Consider the following 14,999-nt stretch of genomic DNA (forward strand, 5'->3'; position numbering starts at 1 on the left):
CACGATACGCCGGCATCTGCAGACAAGCTCGCATGATAACGACGTTTCAGCCCTCATGACGATGATAGTCGTGAAGGGTCGCTGACAATGGTGCAATGCATACGGTATTGGAATCACCACAGAGCCCGGCGCGAATGCGTGCTATCAGCACGCTACTCCTACTTCTAGCGGCGCAGCTCTGACGCTTGGCCGTCGCCGGTCGGCAGTCTGAATGGGCCGCTTTGACTATGAGCTACAGCGGCTCTTCGGCCGGAGCGGCCTGATGATGCCCGCTTTGATATAGTCCGCAATCGGTATAAAACCGTCCTTCGGATTTTCCTTCCCATTTGTATGATGGCAGGATGTCTCAAGTTTTCACTCTGTACCAATAAGTAGTTAGTAAACACGAAAGGGCATTACGCTGATGGCTAGCAATACTGGTAGAGAAAAATCCCTCGAATCCTGGATCTGGGACGCTGCCTGCTCCATCCGCGGGGCAAAGGATGCACCGAAATACAAGGACTACATCCTCCCGCTGATCTTCACCAAGCGCCTCTGCGATGTCTTCGACGATGAACTGAATCGCATCGCCAAGGAAGTCGGCTCGCGCAAGAAGGCCTTCCAGCTCGCCAAGGCCGACCACAAGCTCGTCCGCTTCTACCTCCCCCTCGTGCCGGATGACCCCGAGCAGCCGGTCTGGTCCGTCATCCGCAAGCTCGCAGACAAGATCGGCGAAGGCGTCACCACCCACATGCGCGCCATCGCCCGCGAAAACCCGCTGCTGCAGGGCATCATCGACCGCGTCGACTTCAACGCCACCACCCACGGCCAGCGCGACCTCGACGACGACCGCCTCTCCAACCTCATCGAGGCTGTCAGCACCAAGCGCCTCGGGCTCGACGACGTCGAGGCCGACATCATCGGCAAGAGCTACGAATACCTGATCCGCAAGTTCGCCGAGGGCGGCGGCCAGAGCGCCGGCGAGTTTTACACCCCGCCCGAAGTCGGCACCATCATGTCCCGTGTGCTCCAGCCCGAGCCCGGCATGGAAATCTACGACCCCACCTGCGGCTCCGGCGGGCTGCTCGTCAAATGCGAGATCGCCATGGAGGAACGCACCCAGGGCAAGAAGCGCACCGTCGCCCCGCTGAGACTGTTCGGCCAAGAATTCACCCCCGAGACCTGGGCCATGGCCAACATGAACATGATCATCCATGACATGGAAGGCCAGATCGAGATCGGCGACACCTTCAAGAACCCCAAATTCCGCACCAGGCAGGGCAAACTCCGCACCTTCGACCGCGTCGTCGCCAATCCCATGTGGAACCAGGACTGGTTCACCGAGGCCGACTACGACAACGACGAACTCGACCGCTTCCCCGCCGGGGCCGGCTTCCCCGGCAAATCCTCCGCCGACTGGGGCTGGGTGCAGCACATGCATGCCAGCCTCAACGCCACCGGTCGCGCCGCCGTCGTCCTCGACACCGGCGCCGCCTCGCGAGGATCGGGCAATGCCGGCACCAACAAGGAAAAGACCGTCCGCCAGTGGTTCGTCGATCACGACCTCATCGAGAGCGTCCTCTACCTGCCCGAAAACCTTTTCTACAACACCACCGCCCCCGGCATCGTGCTGTTCCTCAACAAGGCCAAGCCGAAAGATCGCAAGGGCAAGGTCTTCCTCGTCAACGCCAGCCAGGTCTTTGAAAAGGGCGACCCCAAGAACTTCATCCCCGATGCAGGCATCCAGCGCATCGCCGACACGCTCATCGGCTGGACCGAAGCCGAAAAACTCAGCCGCATCGTCGAACACGCCGAGCTTGCGAAAAACGACTACAACATCTCCCCCAGCCGCTACATCCACACCTCAGATGCCGAAACCTACCGGCCCATTGCAGAGATCGTCGAGGAACTGGCCGTGATCGAGGCCGGGGCGCGGGAGACCGACAAGGCATTGCGGGACATCCTCAAACAACTGGGCGTGTCGGCATGAAAAAGAAGCCAGACAACAAGAAAACTTCCCTCGCGCGTTCATCCGCCGTCGAATACCTCACCTTCGTCGCTGCACAGGGTCAAGGTGGCGTCGAGGTGGTTTATGCCGACGAGGACATCTGGCTGACGCAAAAAATGATGGGTGTCCTCTACGACGTGAAGACCCCCACCATCAACTACCACCTCAAAACTATCTTCGCCGACAACGAACTCACGGAGCATGCAGTTATTCGAAAATTTCGAATAACTGCCGCCGATGGCAAAAACTACGACACCGGCCACTACAGTCTCTCCGCCATCATCGCCGTCGGCTACAAAGTCAACTCCGAGCGGGCCGTCCAGTTCCGCAAATGGGCGACCACCGTAGTCAAGGAGTTCACCATCAAGGGCTTCGCGATGGACGACGAGCGCCTCAAGGCAGGTGGCACCGTCCTGACCAGACAGTACTTCGAAGAACAACTCCAGCGCGTCCGCGAAATCCGCCTCAGCGAGCGCAAGTTCTACCAGAAGATCACCGACATCTACGCCACCGCCATCGACTACGACCGCAGCGCCACCGCCACCCAGCGCTTCTTCGCCGCCGTGCAGAACAAGCTCCACTGGGCCATCCACGGCCACACCGCCGCCGAGGTCATCGTGGACCGGGCCGATGCCGGGAAACAGCACATGGGCCTGAGCACATGGAAAGATGCACCCCACGGAAAGATCCAGAAGTTCGATGTCAGCGTCGCCAAAAACTACCTCACCGAACCGGAGATGGCGCAACTCGCCCGCCTCGTCAACGCCTACCTCGATATCGCTGAAGACATGGCCCAGCGGCACATCCCCATGACCATGCAGGACTGGGAAACACGCCTCAACCGCTTCATCGAAGCCACCGACCGGGAAATCCTGCAGGACGCCGGCAAAGTCACCGCCGAAATCGCCAAGGCCCACGCCGAATCCGAGTTCGAGAAGTACCGTATCGTCCAGGATTGCCTGTTTGTCTCGGATTTCGACGCCCAGGTGCTGGGGATGGGCAACGTGGAAGGAGACGCGGAATGACCGGGAAGATTTTTCAACCGCAGATGACGCAGATGAACGCAGATGGTTTTTTGAAATTCTTGATCTGCGCCAATCTGCGACATCTGCGGTTAAACATGGCCTTGAAGGGGATTCTGGAGAAGATCGGGGTATGAGCGAATGGCAAACATGCGCCGTGCCCGATTCGTTCGTTAAGAACAAGGTCGGTCGGCAAAACCAAATCCCCGCAAAGGACATCGCGGAGGTTGGTCGCTTCCCGGTCGTCGACCAAGGGCAGAAGTTCATTGCCGGTTACTGCGATGACGAAAGCAAGGTCATCGATTTCGACCTGCCGCTGATCATATTCGGCGATCACACTCGCTGCTTCAAATACGTCGACTTCCCGTTCGTGCTTGGGGCTGATGGAACCAAGGTTCTTCTTCCGAATAAAAAGCTTTACGACGCGAGGTTTTACTACTTCGCGTTGCTGGCGCTGGAGATTCCGAGTCGTGGTTACAACCGCCACTTCACAATCCTCAGCGAGCGGAGGCTCCCGCTCCCCCCACTCCCCGAGCAGAAGAAGATCGCGCACATCCTTTCGACGGTGCAGCGGGCGATCGAAGCGCAGGAGCGGATCATTCAGACCACCACCGAGCTGAAAAAAGCCCTCATGCACAAGCTCTTCACCGAAGGCCTCCGCAACGAACCCCAAAAACAAACCGACATCGGCGCCGTCCCCGAAAGCTGGGGGGTGGTCCCGCTCTCGGATGTGTGTCGATTCCAGAGCGGTGGAACCCCATCGAAGAAGAATCCGGAATTCTGGAAGGGAACAATTCCATGGGTATCGCCGAAGGACATGAAGCGTCCGCGACTCGATGACGTTGCAGATCACATTTCAAAGGAAGCTCTCGAAAGCGGAAGCAAACTCGCACCCGCCGGTTCTGTCTTCGTAGTCGTCCGCGGAATGATCTTGGCAAAGACCGTTCCCGTCGCACTCGCAGAAGTTCCCATGGCCATCAACCAAGACATGAAGGCAATCATTCCTGGGCTCAAGCTCCGCTCAGACTTCCTTCTCTACGCCTTGGAGACACTACGGGAAAACCTTTTCAAGAAGGTCGGGCGCTCGGGTCACGGAACGTGCACCTTGATGGGCCACGAGGTCGCTGCATTCAAAATCCCACTTCCCGATTTAGCGACTCAGGCAGAGATCGCTTCAGCGATTCAAAACCTCGAACGGAAGAAGGAGATTCATGAACAGAAACAAATTCAACTCCAAGACCTCTCCCGAAGCCTCCTTCACGATCTGATGACCGCGAAGACCCGCGTTCACGAACTGGAGATTTCCGCATGAGCTCAGACGCCAAAGCGTCGGTCCTCCAACTCGCGCAGGAATGTATCAGCAAGGCACCCGTTATCATCCTTGGGAGTGGCGCATCGGCGGCTTACGGGATCCCGGGGATGCCTCAATTGAAAGACCATCTGCTCGGCGTCGCATGCCCCAAGACCTCAAAACCGGACGACGAAGCCAAGTGGACTGAGTTTCAAACAAAGCTGAAAACGACCGACCTTGAGACCGCGCTTGATGAGGTCCGACTTCCCGAGTTATTGACAGCGCTCGTCGTTGAATCAACATGGGACTACCTCGCGCCCTACGACCGAAAGGTCTTTGAGCAGGCGATCGTCGACCACGATCTGTTTCCGCTCACGAAACTGTTCCTCCACCTGTTCAACAGCACGCGTAACGATATTCACGTGGTCACGCCGAACTACGACCGGATTGCAGAATACGCAGCTGATGCCGGAAAGCTGGCGCATTACACGGGCTTTCACTATGGGCACATTCGGGCTCGGGCTGTGAACGGGCGGCCGAGGATTCATCTTGGAGGTGCGCCAGCCCGCACTGTGAATATTTGGAAAGTACATGGCTCATTTGATTGGTTCCGAGACAACGACGGAGTCGTCGTTGGTCTGCCCATTGCCACCAGGCGTCCGACAAATGTCTTTCCCGTGATCGTCACACCAGGAATTGAGAAGTATCGGCTCACCCACGATGAGCCGTTCCATTCCATTAAATCGGAGGCGGACAAAGCCCTCCAAGGTGCCGATTCGTATCTTTGTGTTGGTTACGGCTTCAACGATACGCACCTCCAAACAACACTCGTCGAGAGATGCCGCGGAAAGGATGTCCCATTGGTCCTGCTGACCAAGGGGGTATCGGCGACTGCGAAGGCGTTTCTCGCCAGCGGAAAGTGCGGAAAGTATCTGGCGATCGAGGAAGCCCCGTCCGGTGCGCGAGTCTACAGCCGGGAATTTCCGACCGGTGAAGAGATCGCAGGAGAATCGATCTGGCAGCTTGGTGAATTTCTAAAATTGGTAATCTCATGAGCATCTTCAAATACAGCGACAGCGATGCCCTCGGCAATGTGAAGTCAGTCGATACGGCAATTGTCATCGTCCAAGTGGCGGACGTAGAGCGGCTCCGAAAACTGCAGGTCAACCGGCTTGCCGTCCTCCAAAGTAGCCGCCCGGGTCAGCACCTGATCGGAATTATTCAGAAGATCACCCGCAACTCCGTCGAGGCTAGGGAGCTGGGTGAAGTGGAAGGAGACGAGGACGGACTCAAAATCGCAGCCGAGCTAAATCTTGTCCGGATCACCCTAATCGGCACGATGGTGGACAAGCTCGGCACTGATTCCAACGTATTCCTTCGCACCTTGGAAACGGTCCCCGAGATCGACGCAAACTGTTTTGCTGTCGAAGGGGAGGCGCTGACGAACTTCATGAGAGTCATTGCCAACATCTCGGGCGATGGAGAGCGCCTGTCCCTTGGGCACTACACTCTGGACGACAAGGCCGAGGCATTCCTGAACGGGAACAAGTTCTTTCAACGCCACGCGATCATTGTCGGGAGCACAGGTTCGGGCAAATCCTGGACCACTGCCCGCGTGCTCGAGTGCATGGCCGGGCTACCCAACGCGAACGGGATCGTTTTCGATATTCATGGCGAATACCGCCCTCTGAAAGCCGATGGCATTCGCCACCTTCGAATCGCCGGCCCAAAGGACCTCGACGCAAAGAGCACGCTGGCGGACGGCGTGATTCACCTTCCCTATTGGCTGCTGGCCTACGAGGCGATGGTCTCGATGTTCGTCGATCGCAGTGATCAAAACGCGCCGAACCAGGCGATGCTCATGTCGCGGACAATTATCGAGGCGAAGCGCAACTATTTGGAGGCCGGCAAACATGCCGAAGTGCTCGACAATTTCACAATTGACAGCCCGATTCCGTTCTCGATTGCTGATGTCATAGCGCGCCTGGAAGAACTGGATGCCGAAATGATACCCGGCGCAAGAGCGGGCACCGAGAAGGCAGGTGCATTCAACGGAAAACTTTCTCGCCTTATCGAGAGGCTCAAGAACAAGCAGACAGATCGTCGTCTCGGCTTTCTGTTCCAAGCCCCGGCGGATACGATGGAGTTTGATTGGCTCGATAAACTCGTCGCAGCTTTGGTGGCTGGCACTAAAGACCAAGCAGATAGGTTAGGGGGCGTGAAGATCGTGGATTTCTCGGAGGTTCCCTCCGACATGCTCCCGCTCATCATTAGCTTGGTCGCGAAGCTAGTCTTTTCGATACAGCAATGGACCCCGACGGAGAATCGGCACCCAATCGCCTTGTTCTGCGATGAGGCTCATCTTTACATTCCTGAACGCCAGTCATCCAGTGGTGGGGAGGCCTTCGCGGTGGACGCGTTCGAGCGGATTGCAAAGGAAGGCCGCAAATACGGCGTTGGCCTGGTCGTGATTAGCCAGCGACCTTCTGAGGTGAATCGAACTGTCTTGAGCCAGTGCAACAACTTGGTCGCGATGCGATTGACGAATGGTGATGACCAAAACGTGGTTCGACGTTTACTCCCTGACAGCTTGGGTGGTTTCAGCGAGCTTCTTCCTGTGCTTGATACTGGAGAAGCACTTGTTGTGGGCGACGCAAGTTTGCTCCCGACTCGCGTAAGAGTTCAACGGCCAACGAGCCAACCGAACAGCGGCACGGTTCCGTTTTGGGATAGGTGGAGCGAAGACAAGGAAATCGCGAAACTCTCGGATTCGGTCGCTAGCTGGAGAAAGCAAGCGATTCAAGAACCTCCCACTCCTGCACCAAAGTCTGGAACCTGATACCCCATGCCCACACCCGGCGAACACAAAACCGTCCAAGCCCGCATCCTCGGCTACGCCGAGGCCATCGGCTGGACGTTTGTGCCTCGCGAGGAAGCCGAGCAGCGGCGCGGGTTCGATCCGGAAGTTCCGCCCACCGAACGCGCCAAGAACCGTTCCCTCTTCTTCGACGACCTGCTCGACGCCAAGCTACGGGAATTCAATCCGCGCTATGCCGAGGCCGAGGGTGCCTTGCTCGGCCAGTTCCGCCATCTCCACACCGACATCTACGGCAACCGCGAGTTCGTCGAGCACCTGCGCAACCGGGGCAAGTTCTTCGACCACGAGGAGAAGCGCGAGCGTGACCTGATCCTGATCGATTACGACGACCCGGCGCGCAACGTCTTCGAGGTCACCGAGGAGTGGGCCTTTCACAACGGCCACTTCGGCACGCGGGAGGATGTGGTCTTTCTCATCAACGGCATTCCGGTGCTGGTGATCGAGTGCAAGAACGCCAACAAGGACGAGGCGATTGCCCTGGCGGTGGACCAGATCCGCCGTTACCACCGCGAGACGCCCGAGCTGTTCGTGTCGCAGCAGGTGTTCACCGCCACCGACGCCATCGGCTTTTCTTACGGGGTGAGCTGGAACACGGTGCGGCGGAACATCTTCAACTGGAAGGATGAGGAGGTCGGCAAGCTGGAGGCCAAGGTGAAGAGCTTCTGCGCCATTCCGCAGGTGCTCGCCTTCCTGAAGGACTACATCGTCTTTGCCGAGAAAGACGAGGAACTCAACAAATACATCCTGCGCCAGCACCAGACCGGCGCGGTAGAGGCGACCGTCAGCCGTGCCCTCGACCCAAAGCGCACGCGCGGCCTCGTCTGGCACACCCAGGGCAGCGGCAAGACCTTCACCATGATCAAGACGGCGGAGCGGCTGTTCCGCGCACCCGAGGCGGACAAGCCGACCGTGTTGCTGATGATCGACCGCAACGAGCTGGAAGATCAGATGCTGAAGAACCTCGCCGCGCTTGGCCTGGGCAATCTGGAACACGCCAGCAGCATCGCCCGGCTCAACCAGCTGCTGCGCGACGACTACCGAGGCATCATCGTGACGATGATCCACAAGTTCCGCGACATGCCGGCGGACCTCAACACGCGCTCGAACATCTACGTCCTGATCGACGAAGCCCACCGCACCACCGGTGGCGACCTCGGCAACTTCCTGATGGCCGGTCTGCCGAACGCGACCTTCCTCGGCTTCACCGGCACCCCGGTGGACAAGACGGTGTATGGCAAGGGCACCTTCAAGACCTTCGGCTGCGAGGATGACCAGGGCTACCTGCACAAGTATTCCATCGCCGACAGCATCGAGGACGGCACAACGCTGCCGCTCTACTACCAGCTTGCGCCCAACGAAATGCTGGTGCCGCACGAGACGCTGGACAAGGAGTTCCTGTCGCTGGCCGAAGCCGAAGGCGTGGCCGACATCGAGGAGCTGAACAAGATTCTCGAACGGGCGGTGAACCTGAAGAACTTCCTCAAGGGCAAGGAGCGCATCCAGCAGGTGGCGCAGTTCGTCGCCGAGCATTACCGCGAAAACGTCGAGCCGCTCGGCTACAAGGCCTTCCTCGTCGGCGTCGACCGCGAAGCCTGCGCGCATTACAAACACGCGCTCGACCAGTATCTGCCGCCGGAGTATTCCGAAGTGGTCTACACCGGCAGCAGCAACGACGCCAAGCTGCTGAAGGAATTCCACCTCGACCCGAAAAGAGAGCGGCAGATCCGCAAGCGCTTCGGCAAGCTCGACCAGCAGCCGAAGATACTGATCGTGACCGAGAAGCTGCTCACCGGCTTCGATGCGCCCGTGCTCTACGCCATGTATCTCGACAAGCCGATGCGCGACCACACCCTGCTGCAGGCGATTGCCCGGGTGAACCGCCCCTACGAGAACGAGGCGCAGGAGATGGTGAAGCCGCATGGCTTCGTGCTGGATTTCGTCGGCATCTTCGACAAGCTGGAAAAGGCGCTGGCCTTCGACAGCGAGGAGATCAACGCCATCGTCAAGGATCTCAAGCTGCTGAAGGTGCTCTTCAAGAACAAGATGGCGTCCAAGGCCCCGGACTACCTCGGGCTGATCGAGCGCAACTTCAACGACAAGGACGTGGATACCCTGATCGAGCACTTCCGCGATCCTGAGCGGCGCAAGGAGTTCTTCAAGGAATACAAGGAGATCGAGATGCTCTACGAGATCATCTCGCCCGATGCCTTCCTGCGCCCGTTCATTGCCAACTATGGAACGCTATCGGCGATCTATCAGGTCGTGCGCAAGGCCTACACCAAAACCGTGATGGTAGACCGCGAGTTTCAGGCCAAGACAAATCATCTGGTGCAGGAGCAGGTGAGCACTTATGGCGTGGGCGGTCTGGGTGAGATTGTCGCGATCGATGGCAATACGATTGAGCTGATCAAGAACAAGCGCGGTGGGGACGGCACCAAAGTCATCAACCTGATCAAAAGCATTGAAAAACTGGCCGAGGAAGGCAGTGATGACCCCTACCTCATTGCCATGGCGGAGCGCGCGCGGGCGGTGCAGGAGAGCTTCGAGCAGCGCCAGACCAGCACCGCCGAGGCGTTGGCGGCATTGCTCAAGGAAGTTGAGACGAATGAGATTCGCAAAAAGGAGCAGGCCGAGAAGTCGTTCGATGGCCTGACCTATTTCGTCTATCGCAGCCTGCTCGATGCGAAGATTGAGAACGCCGAGGCGGTCAGCCGCAAGATTCGCCAGGCCTTTGCTGATTTTCCGAACTGGAAGCGAAGCGAAAACGCCCTCCGCGAGCTCAGAAAGAAAGTCACCTTCGCCATCTTCGCGGAAACTGACGATCTGGATCGGGTGGCAGCGATGGTGAACGCGCTGTTTACCCTGCTGGACAAGGCAGACCGGATTTGACGTGATGACTGCGACCGATCAGAAGCTCGAGTTCAAGCAACGTGTCCGCCGCTGGGCCGACAAGCTGGAGGTGAACGTTGTTTGGCTGGGCGTCCGTCCCATGCGCAACAAATGGGCCTCATGCTCCACCAGCGGCCACCTGAACTTCAGTGACGAACTGCTCGGCCTGAAATCCGAGCTATGGGATTACGTCATCGTCCACGAGCTGCTCCACTTCTTTGTTCCGAACCATGGAAGACTTTGGAAAAGCCTGATGCGCGCCCATCTGGGTGAATATGAGTCACATGAAAACGAGTTAAAGCGTATAGCGCAAAACGTTTCGCAACAGCGGGCGCGCTGACGCACGCCGCTAAGCTTATCGTTGAATGACCACCTCGGAGCAAACCATACGACAGTCCTGGGCCAAGGAACTGGCTGAATCAGACTGCTCTTGATTGGTGCTCCGGCCGAGGCGCCGCCGCCTGATCACCTGCGACAAATCTTCAGCCGAAGGCGCTCGAATCTCAGCTCGGTCTCGCGACCGCAGCGGGTCGGCATGCTGACCTCGTTGTTTGATTCGTCTGACTGGCGGCTTTCAGCCACGATCAAGGACGGCGCCTGATTCTGAGCCGTTGTCCGAACGAGGAACGCACCGCCGTGGCGATTGATTGGCTGACGAATCGCGGCGGCGGGCCGATGCTGCGCTTTCGAGGTGTGGTGGCCTTCCAGGGGCCGCCTGCACTCAGATCGGCGCCGGCGCGCTCCTTGGCGGTCGGCCCACGGTCAGTCGGTACAACCCCCACAGCAGCAACAGCGGGACGACGACGGTCTGCATCAGGAAAACAACGATCAGGCGAATCATTCGCTCTGCTGCACTTTCTGCCGCGGCTTTCAAATCGTCGTATTTCTTCTTCATTCTGTCTGTCGGGGCCTTGAAGCTCGACAGGGTGTCGGTTGCGCTTTTCCCCATCGCGGCCATCGTGTCGCCCAGCCGGTCGAAAAGACCCGTGGCTTTCGCCTCGGGGTCTGCAGCCGGCGGCGGTGAGCCGCCCGCCTGAGCGGTTATTTTCCCGTCGCCGCCAACCTCATCCAGAGAGAATGCCTTTAGCTTGGTCGATGTACTGTCCAGCGCGGCCTGACTTTGTTGGTACTCGTCGGCGGCGAACTGTTCGAACACATACGCGCTCCCGATCATCGTCGCCGGCATCACAAATCGTACAAACAAGAGCGCCAGCATGAGGCTGCCCAACCAGGGCGGTGCGCTTCGCCGTACGAACAGCAAACACCATAGCAGCGCGACGGCTGTGACGAGCGCCGAAACCGTCCAGTTCGATCCTATCGTGAGCAGCAGCTTCTGAATGCCGAAGGCGACGCTGGCCATCAGCATGACCGATGAAAGCGATTCGACCAGGTCGTTGATCGGGTCAAGAATTTCGCCAATCGAGAGCGACACGCCGAAGCCCATCGGGTGCACGGCGACCTCGGTGCCTTGCAGCACGGAAATCACGCCGTTGAGCGCTCGCGCCGATGCGAAGCTGATCAGCGAGCGTTGCAAGCCGGCATCAACGCTCTCCGCAGCCAGTTGGGTGATCGGTCGATACCAACTGCACACGACCACAAACAGTACGAGAAGAGTGATCGCGGTCTTTTTCGTCTTGCTCATGGTCATAGGCGAGAAGGCAAACGACAAAGAAGAAGTGAATGGCCGGCATGCGATACCGTTGCGCGCATGTGTAGCCTGACGGGGTGCTGTCTTTCAGCGCGGGATCTATCAGCAGATGCGGGTTCGACGTTCTTCATGAGCCCAGGCTATCCGGCCAAGCTTCGGATTCATCCGCTTGCGCAGATTTTCGCACAGACCCGATGACATGGTGGTCGGCAGTGGCCAACGGCGGGGTTTCTTGAAGGCCATCGTTTGATGCCGAACGTGAGCTGCCCCAGTCAACGCCATGGCCCGGCGCTTCCGCCGTCCTGGGTGTAGACACGGTGTGAATGATCAACCACTACCGGCAGTTTTTGAGCGCCCGCGCCTTTTGACGAGCGGGTCTGTTCAGGACGCCCGAGCGGATTATCTTGCGTCCGGTTTGCGCAAGCGGGCTCGCACAAGCAAAGGTGAGGCACAAAAAAACGGGCTGGCCTTTGCCAACCCGTTTGATTTTCAGGTGTTTTGTGGTGGAGAGGAGGAGGATCGAACTCCCGACCTCCGCATTGCGAACGCGGCGCTCTCCCAGCTGAGCTACCCCCCCACGCTTGAGCGAAAAATTATAGTCCCGCCCTCAGGGCTTGGGAAGCCCCTCGCCCTCGGCGGGCCGATCGGCTGCAGCGCGCTTGAGGCGGTCGTTGACGGCTTGCCATTCGGGACTCGTGGGTGGCGCTTCGATCAGCAGCAGGGTCGCGCCGCACTGGTCGAGCCGACGCAGATCGCCATAGAGACGACGCGCGTAGCCGGCCGGGTCGCCGGGCAGTTGCAGCCAGACCGAACCATTCGCCGGGGCGGCGTCGGTCAAGGTGCGTGACAGCACACCGATGCGTTGGCCCGATTGCGCGGCGGCCACAACGGTAGCGTACAGGGCGGGCACGTCGAGCAGGCGCACCGGGGTGGCGGGCGCATAGTGCGAGGCCAGCGTGCCGGAGGCGCGTGGTGCGGTGGTGTCGGCGGCGTCGGGCGTAAGCACTGGTGCGCCGAGCACGCGACGCATGTCGTCGATGGAGACCCGACCCGGGCGCAGCATGACGGGCACACCACGCGAGAGGTCGACAATGGTCGATTCGATGCCGACCTCGCATTCACCACCGTCGACCACCACGGCGACGGCATTGCCGAGTTCTTCGCGCACATGGTCGGCAGTGGTCGGGCTGATGCGACCGAAGCGGTTGGCCGAGGGCGCGGCGAGGCCGCCGCCAAACGCCGCCAGGAGTGCATGGGCCACCGGGTGGGCCGGCACGCGCAGGCCGACGGTGTCCTGGCCGCCGGTGACGGCATCGGGCACATCGGGCTGGCGCTTGAGGATCAGGGTAAGCGGGCCGGGCCAGAAGGCGGCGGCCAGTTGGCGAGCGGCGTCGGGAATCTCGCGCGCCCAGTCGTCAAGTTGCTCGGCCGAGGCCAGATGAACGATCAGCGGATGATTGGCTGGCCGGCCCTTGGCGGCGAAGATACGCGCCACCGCCTGCGGGTTGCGGGCGTCGGCGGCCAAGCCGTAGACCGTTTCGGTCGGCAGGCCGACCAGCTGGCCGGCGCGCAAGGCGGCAACCGCGTCGCGCAGCGCGCGGGACAGCTCAGTCATCCGTGATGCCGATCGCTGTGCGAGCCGCCAGGGCAGCGACCAGCGCGGCCTCGACGTCGGTATCGACCACCGTGAAGTGGCCCATCTTGCGACCGGCGCGAGCGTGGTGCTTGCCGTACAGATGCAGGCGCAGATTGGGCACGGCGTGCAGCACCGACCAGTCTGGCTCGTGGGCGCGTTCGTCGCCGGTGCGATACCACAGGTCACCGAGCAGATTGACCATCACGGCGGCGCTGTGGGCGCGCGGCAGGCCCAGCGGCAAGCCGCACAGGGCGCGTACTTGCTGCATGTACTGATCGGTGACATTGGCGTCGATGGTGGCGTGACCGCTATTGTGCGGGCGCGGGGCCATCTCATTCACATACAGCGCGCCGCCGGAAATGAAGAATTCCACCGCCAGCGTGCCAACGTAGCCGAGCTGCGTGGCGATATGCTCGGCGAGCTGACGCGCCTGCACCGCGAGCGCGTCATCGACACGCGCGGGGGTGATCGACACATCGAGAATGCCGTGGCGATGCCGATTTTCGGCCACCGGAAACACGGTCACGCTGCCCGAGGCCTCGCGCGCGAGCACCACCGAGACTTCGCAATCGAGCGACAGGCGCTTTTCGAGTACACAGGCTTCGCCGCCAAACTCGTTGAAGGCGTGCAGCGCCTGCGCTGCGTCGTGCACCGTCACCTGCCCTTTGCCGTCATAGCCAAAGCGGGCGACCTTGAGAATGGCGGGAAACAGATCGTCGGGCAGATCGTTGAGGTCATCGACGCTGCGCAGCGCACGAAATGCGCCGTGCGGCAGGCCGTTGTCGGCGAGGAAGGTTTTTTCGACGATGCGGTTCTGGCACACCGACACGGCCGCAGCGCCGGGGCGCACCGGGATGAACTTGGCGAGGTAGTCCAGCGTGCCGGCAGGCACGTTTTCGAATTCAGTGGTGACGGCGGCACAGGTTTCGGCCATCAGATCGAGCGCGGCGAAGTCTTCGTACTCGGCCAGGATGTGGCGGTCCGCCGCGCGGCCCGCCGGACTGTTGGCGTCGGGGTCGAGCACCCACACCTGGTAACCCATTTCGTGAGCGGCATGAACAAAGAAGCGGCCAAGCTGACCGCCACCGAGCATGCCCAGCGTGGCGGGCGGGAGGATCGCGTCGATCGTGCTCATGCGCGGCGTCAGCCCTGCTCGACCGGCGACAAGGCCATGGCCAGCACGGTGTCGGTCTGCTTCTGACGGAAGGCGGCGAGCTTGTCAGCCAGCGCAGCATCTTCATTGGCCATCAGCGACACGGCAAACAGCGCGGCGTTGGCGGCACCGGCCTCGCCGATTGCAAACGTGGCGACTGGAATCCCTTTGGGCATCTGCACGATCGACAGCAGCGAATCCTGCCCTGACAGCGCCCGCGACTGCACCGGCACGCCCAGCACCGGCAAGGTGGTCTTGGCGGCCACCATGCCCGGCAGATGCGCCGCGCCGCCGGCGCCGGCGATGATCGCTTTGAGTCCGCGACCACGCGCCGCTTCGGCGTATTCGAACATCAGATCGGGGGTGCGGTGCGCCGACACCACGCGCGCCTCGTAGGGCACGCCGAAGTCATCCAGAATCCGCGCGGCCGCCTGCATGGTCGGCCAGTCGGAATTGGAGCCCATGATGATGCCGATCTTGACGTCTTCGCTCATT

Annotated in this window: 12 protein-coding genes and 1 tRNA gene; 8 read left to right on the forward strand and 5 right to left on the reverse strand. The window is 60.1% G+C overall.

Annotated elements, in window-relative coordinates:
* The first annotated feature begins 403 nt into the window (after positions 1-403).
* Genes FHP91_RS20480 through FHP91_RS20510 form a run of 8 tightly spaced genes read left to right on the forward strand, consistent with a single transcriptional unit; the run spans position 404 to position 10,407 of the window.
* On the forward strand, positions 404-1,969 hold the full coding sequence (locus FHP91_RS20480; protein ID WP_144311315.1) for a type I restriction-modification system subunit M: 1,566 nt from the start codon (positions 404-406) through the stop codon (positions 1,967-1,969).
* Entirely contained in the window at positions 1,966-3,012 is a 1,047-nt protein-coding gene (locus FHP91_RS20485) for a virulence RhuM family protein (RefSeq protein WP_144311316.1), read from the forward strand. The genes FHP91_RS20480 and FHP91_RS20485 overlap by 4 nt, the downstream gene beginning before the upstream one ends.
* Positions 3,009-3,146 (forward strand): hypothetical protein, encoded by a 138-nt coding sequence (locus FHP91_RS21205; RefSeq protein ID WP_186301654.1) that lies wholly within the window; start codon positions 3,009-3,011, stop codon positions 3,144-3,146. Before FHP91_RS20485 ends, FHP91_RS21205 begins: the two co-directional genes overlap by 4 nt.
* Positions 3,143-4,321, forward strand: a complete 1,179-nt coding sequence (locus FHP91_RS20490; protein WP_144311317.1) for a restriction endonuclease subunit S — start codon at positions 3,143-3,145, stop codon at positions 4,319-4,321. The genes FHP91_RS21205 and FHP91_RS20490 overlap by 4 nt, the downstream gene beginning before the upstream one ends.
* Complete coding sequence (locus FHP91_RS20495) at positions 4,318-5,355, forward strand: SIR2 family protein (protein WP_222105270.1); 1,038 nt, start codon at positions 4,318-4,320, stop codon at positions 5,353-5,355. The genes FHP91_RS20490 and FHP91_RS20495 overlap by 4 nt, the downstream gene beginning before the upstream one ends.
* A complete protein-coding gene (locus FHP91_RS20500) occupies positions 5,352-7,139 on the forward strand; it encodes an ATP-binding protein (RefSeq protein WP_144311318.1) in 1,788 nt (595 codons plus the stop codon). The genes FHP91_RS20495 and FHP91_RS20500 overlap by 4 nt, the downstream gene beginning before the upstream one ends.
* Positions 7,140-7,145: 6 nt before the next feature.
* Entirely contained in the window at positions 7,146-10,067 is a 2,922-nt protein-coding gene (locus FHP91_RS20505) for a type I restriction endonuclease subunit R (RefSeq protein WP_144311319.1), read from the forward strand.
* A 4-nt stretch (positions 10,068-10,071) separates the two neighbouring features.
* Positions 10,072-10,407 carry a M48 metallopeptidase family protein gene (locus FHP91_RS20510; RefSeq protein ID WP_144311320.1) on the forward strand — a complete coding sequence of 112 codons (336 nt, stop codon included), beginning with the start codon at positions 10,072-10,074 and terminating at the stop codon, positions 10,405-10,407.
* Between the two features lie 381 nt (positions 10,408-10,788).
* On the opposite strand, the gene FHP91_RS20515 is transcribed toward FHP91_RS20510, so the two are convergent.
* The 5 genes from FHP91_RS20515 to purE form a co-directional block, all read right to left on the reverse strand.
* Complete coding sequence (locus FHP91_RS20515) at positions 10,789-11,709, reverse strand: hypothetical protein (RefSeq protein ID WP_144311321.1); 921 nt, start codon at positions 11,707-11,709, stop codon at positions 10,789-10,791.
* 507 nt (positions 11,710-12,216) lie between these two features.
* A tRNA-Ala gene (locus tag FHP91_RS20520) sits at positions 12,217-12,292 on the reverse strand.
* 30 nt (positions 12,293-12,322) lie between these two features.
* Positions 12,323-13,330, reverse strand: a complete 1,008-nt coding sequence (locus tag FHP91_RS20525) for an L-threonylcarbamoyladenylate synthase (protein ID WP_144311322.1) — start codon at positions 13,328-13,330, stop codon at positions 12,323-12,325.
* Positions 13,323-14,486 carry a 5-(carboxyamino)imidazole ribonucleotide synthase gene (locus FHP91_RS20530; protein ID WP_144311323.1) on the reverse strand — a complete coding sequence of 388 codons (1,164 nt, stop codon included), beginning with the start codon at positions 14,484-14,486 and terminating at the stop codon, positions 13,323-13,325. The genes FHP91_RS20525 and FHP91_RS20530 overlap by 8 nt, the downstream gene beginning before the upstream one ends.
* An 8-nt stretch (positions 14,487-14,494) precedes the next feature.
* Positions 14,495-14,998 carry a 5-(carboxyamino)imidazole ribonucleotide mutase gene (gene purE, locus FHP91_RS20535; RefSeq protein WP_144311324.1) on the reverse strand — a complete coding sequence of 168 codons (504 nt, stop codon included), beginning with the start codon at positions 14,996-14,998 and terminating at the stop codon, positions 14,495-14,497.
* Position 14,999: the final 1 nt, after the last annotated feature.

The sequence above is a fragment of the Denitromonas halophila genome (assembly GCF_007625155.1).
Lineage (GTDB): Bacteria > Pseudomonadota > Gammaproteobacteria > Burkholderiales > Rhodocyclaceae > Nitrogeniibacter > Nitrogeniibacter halophilus.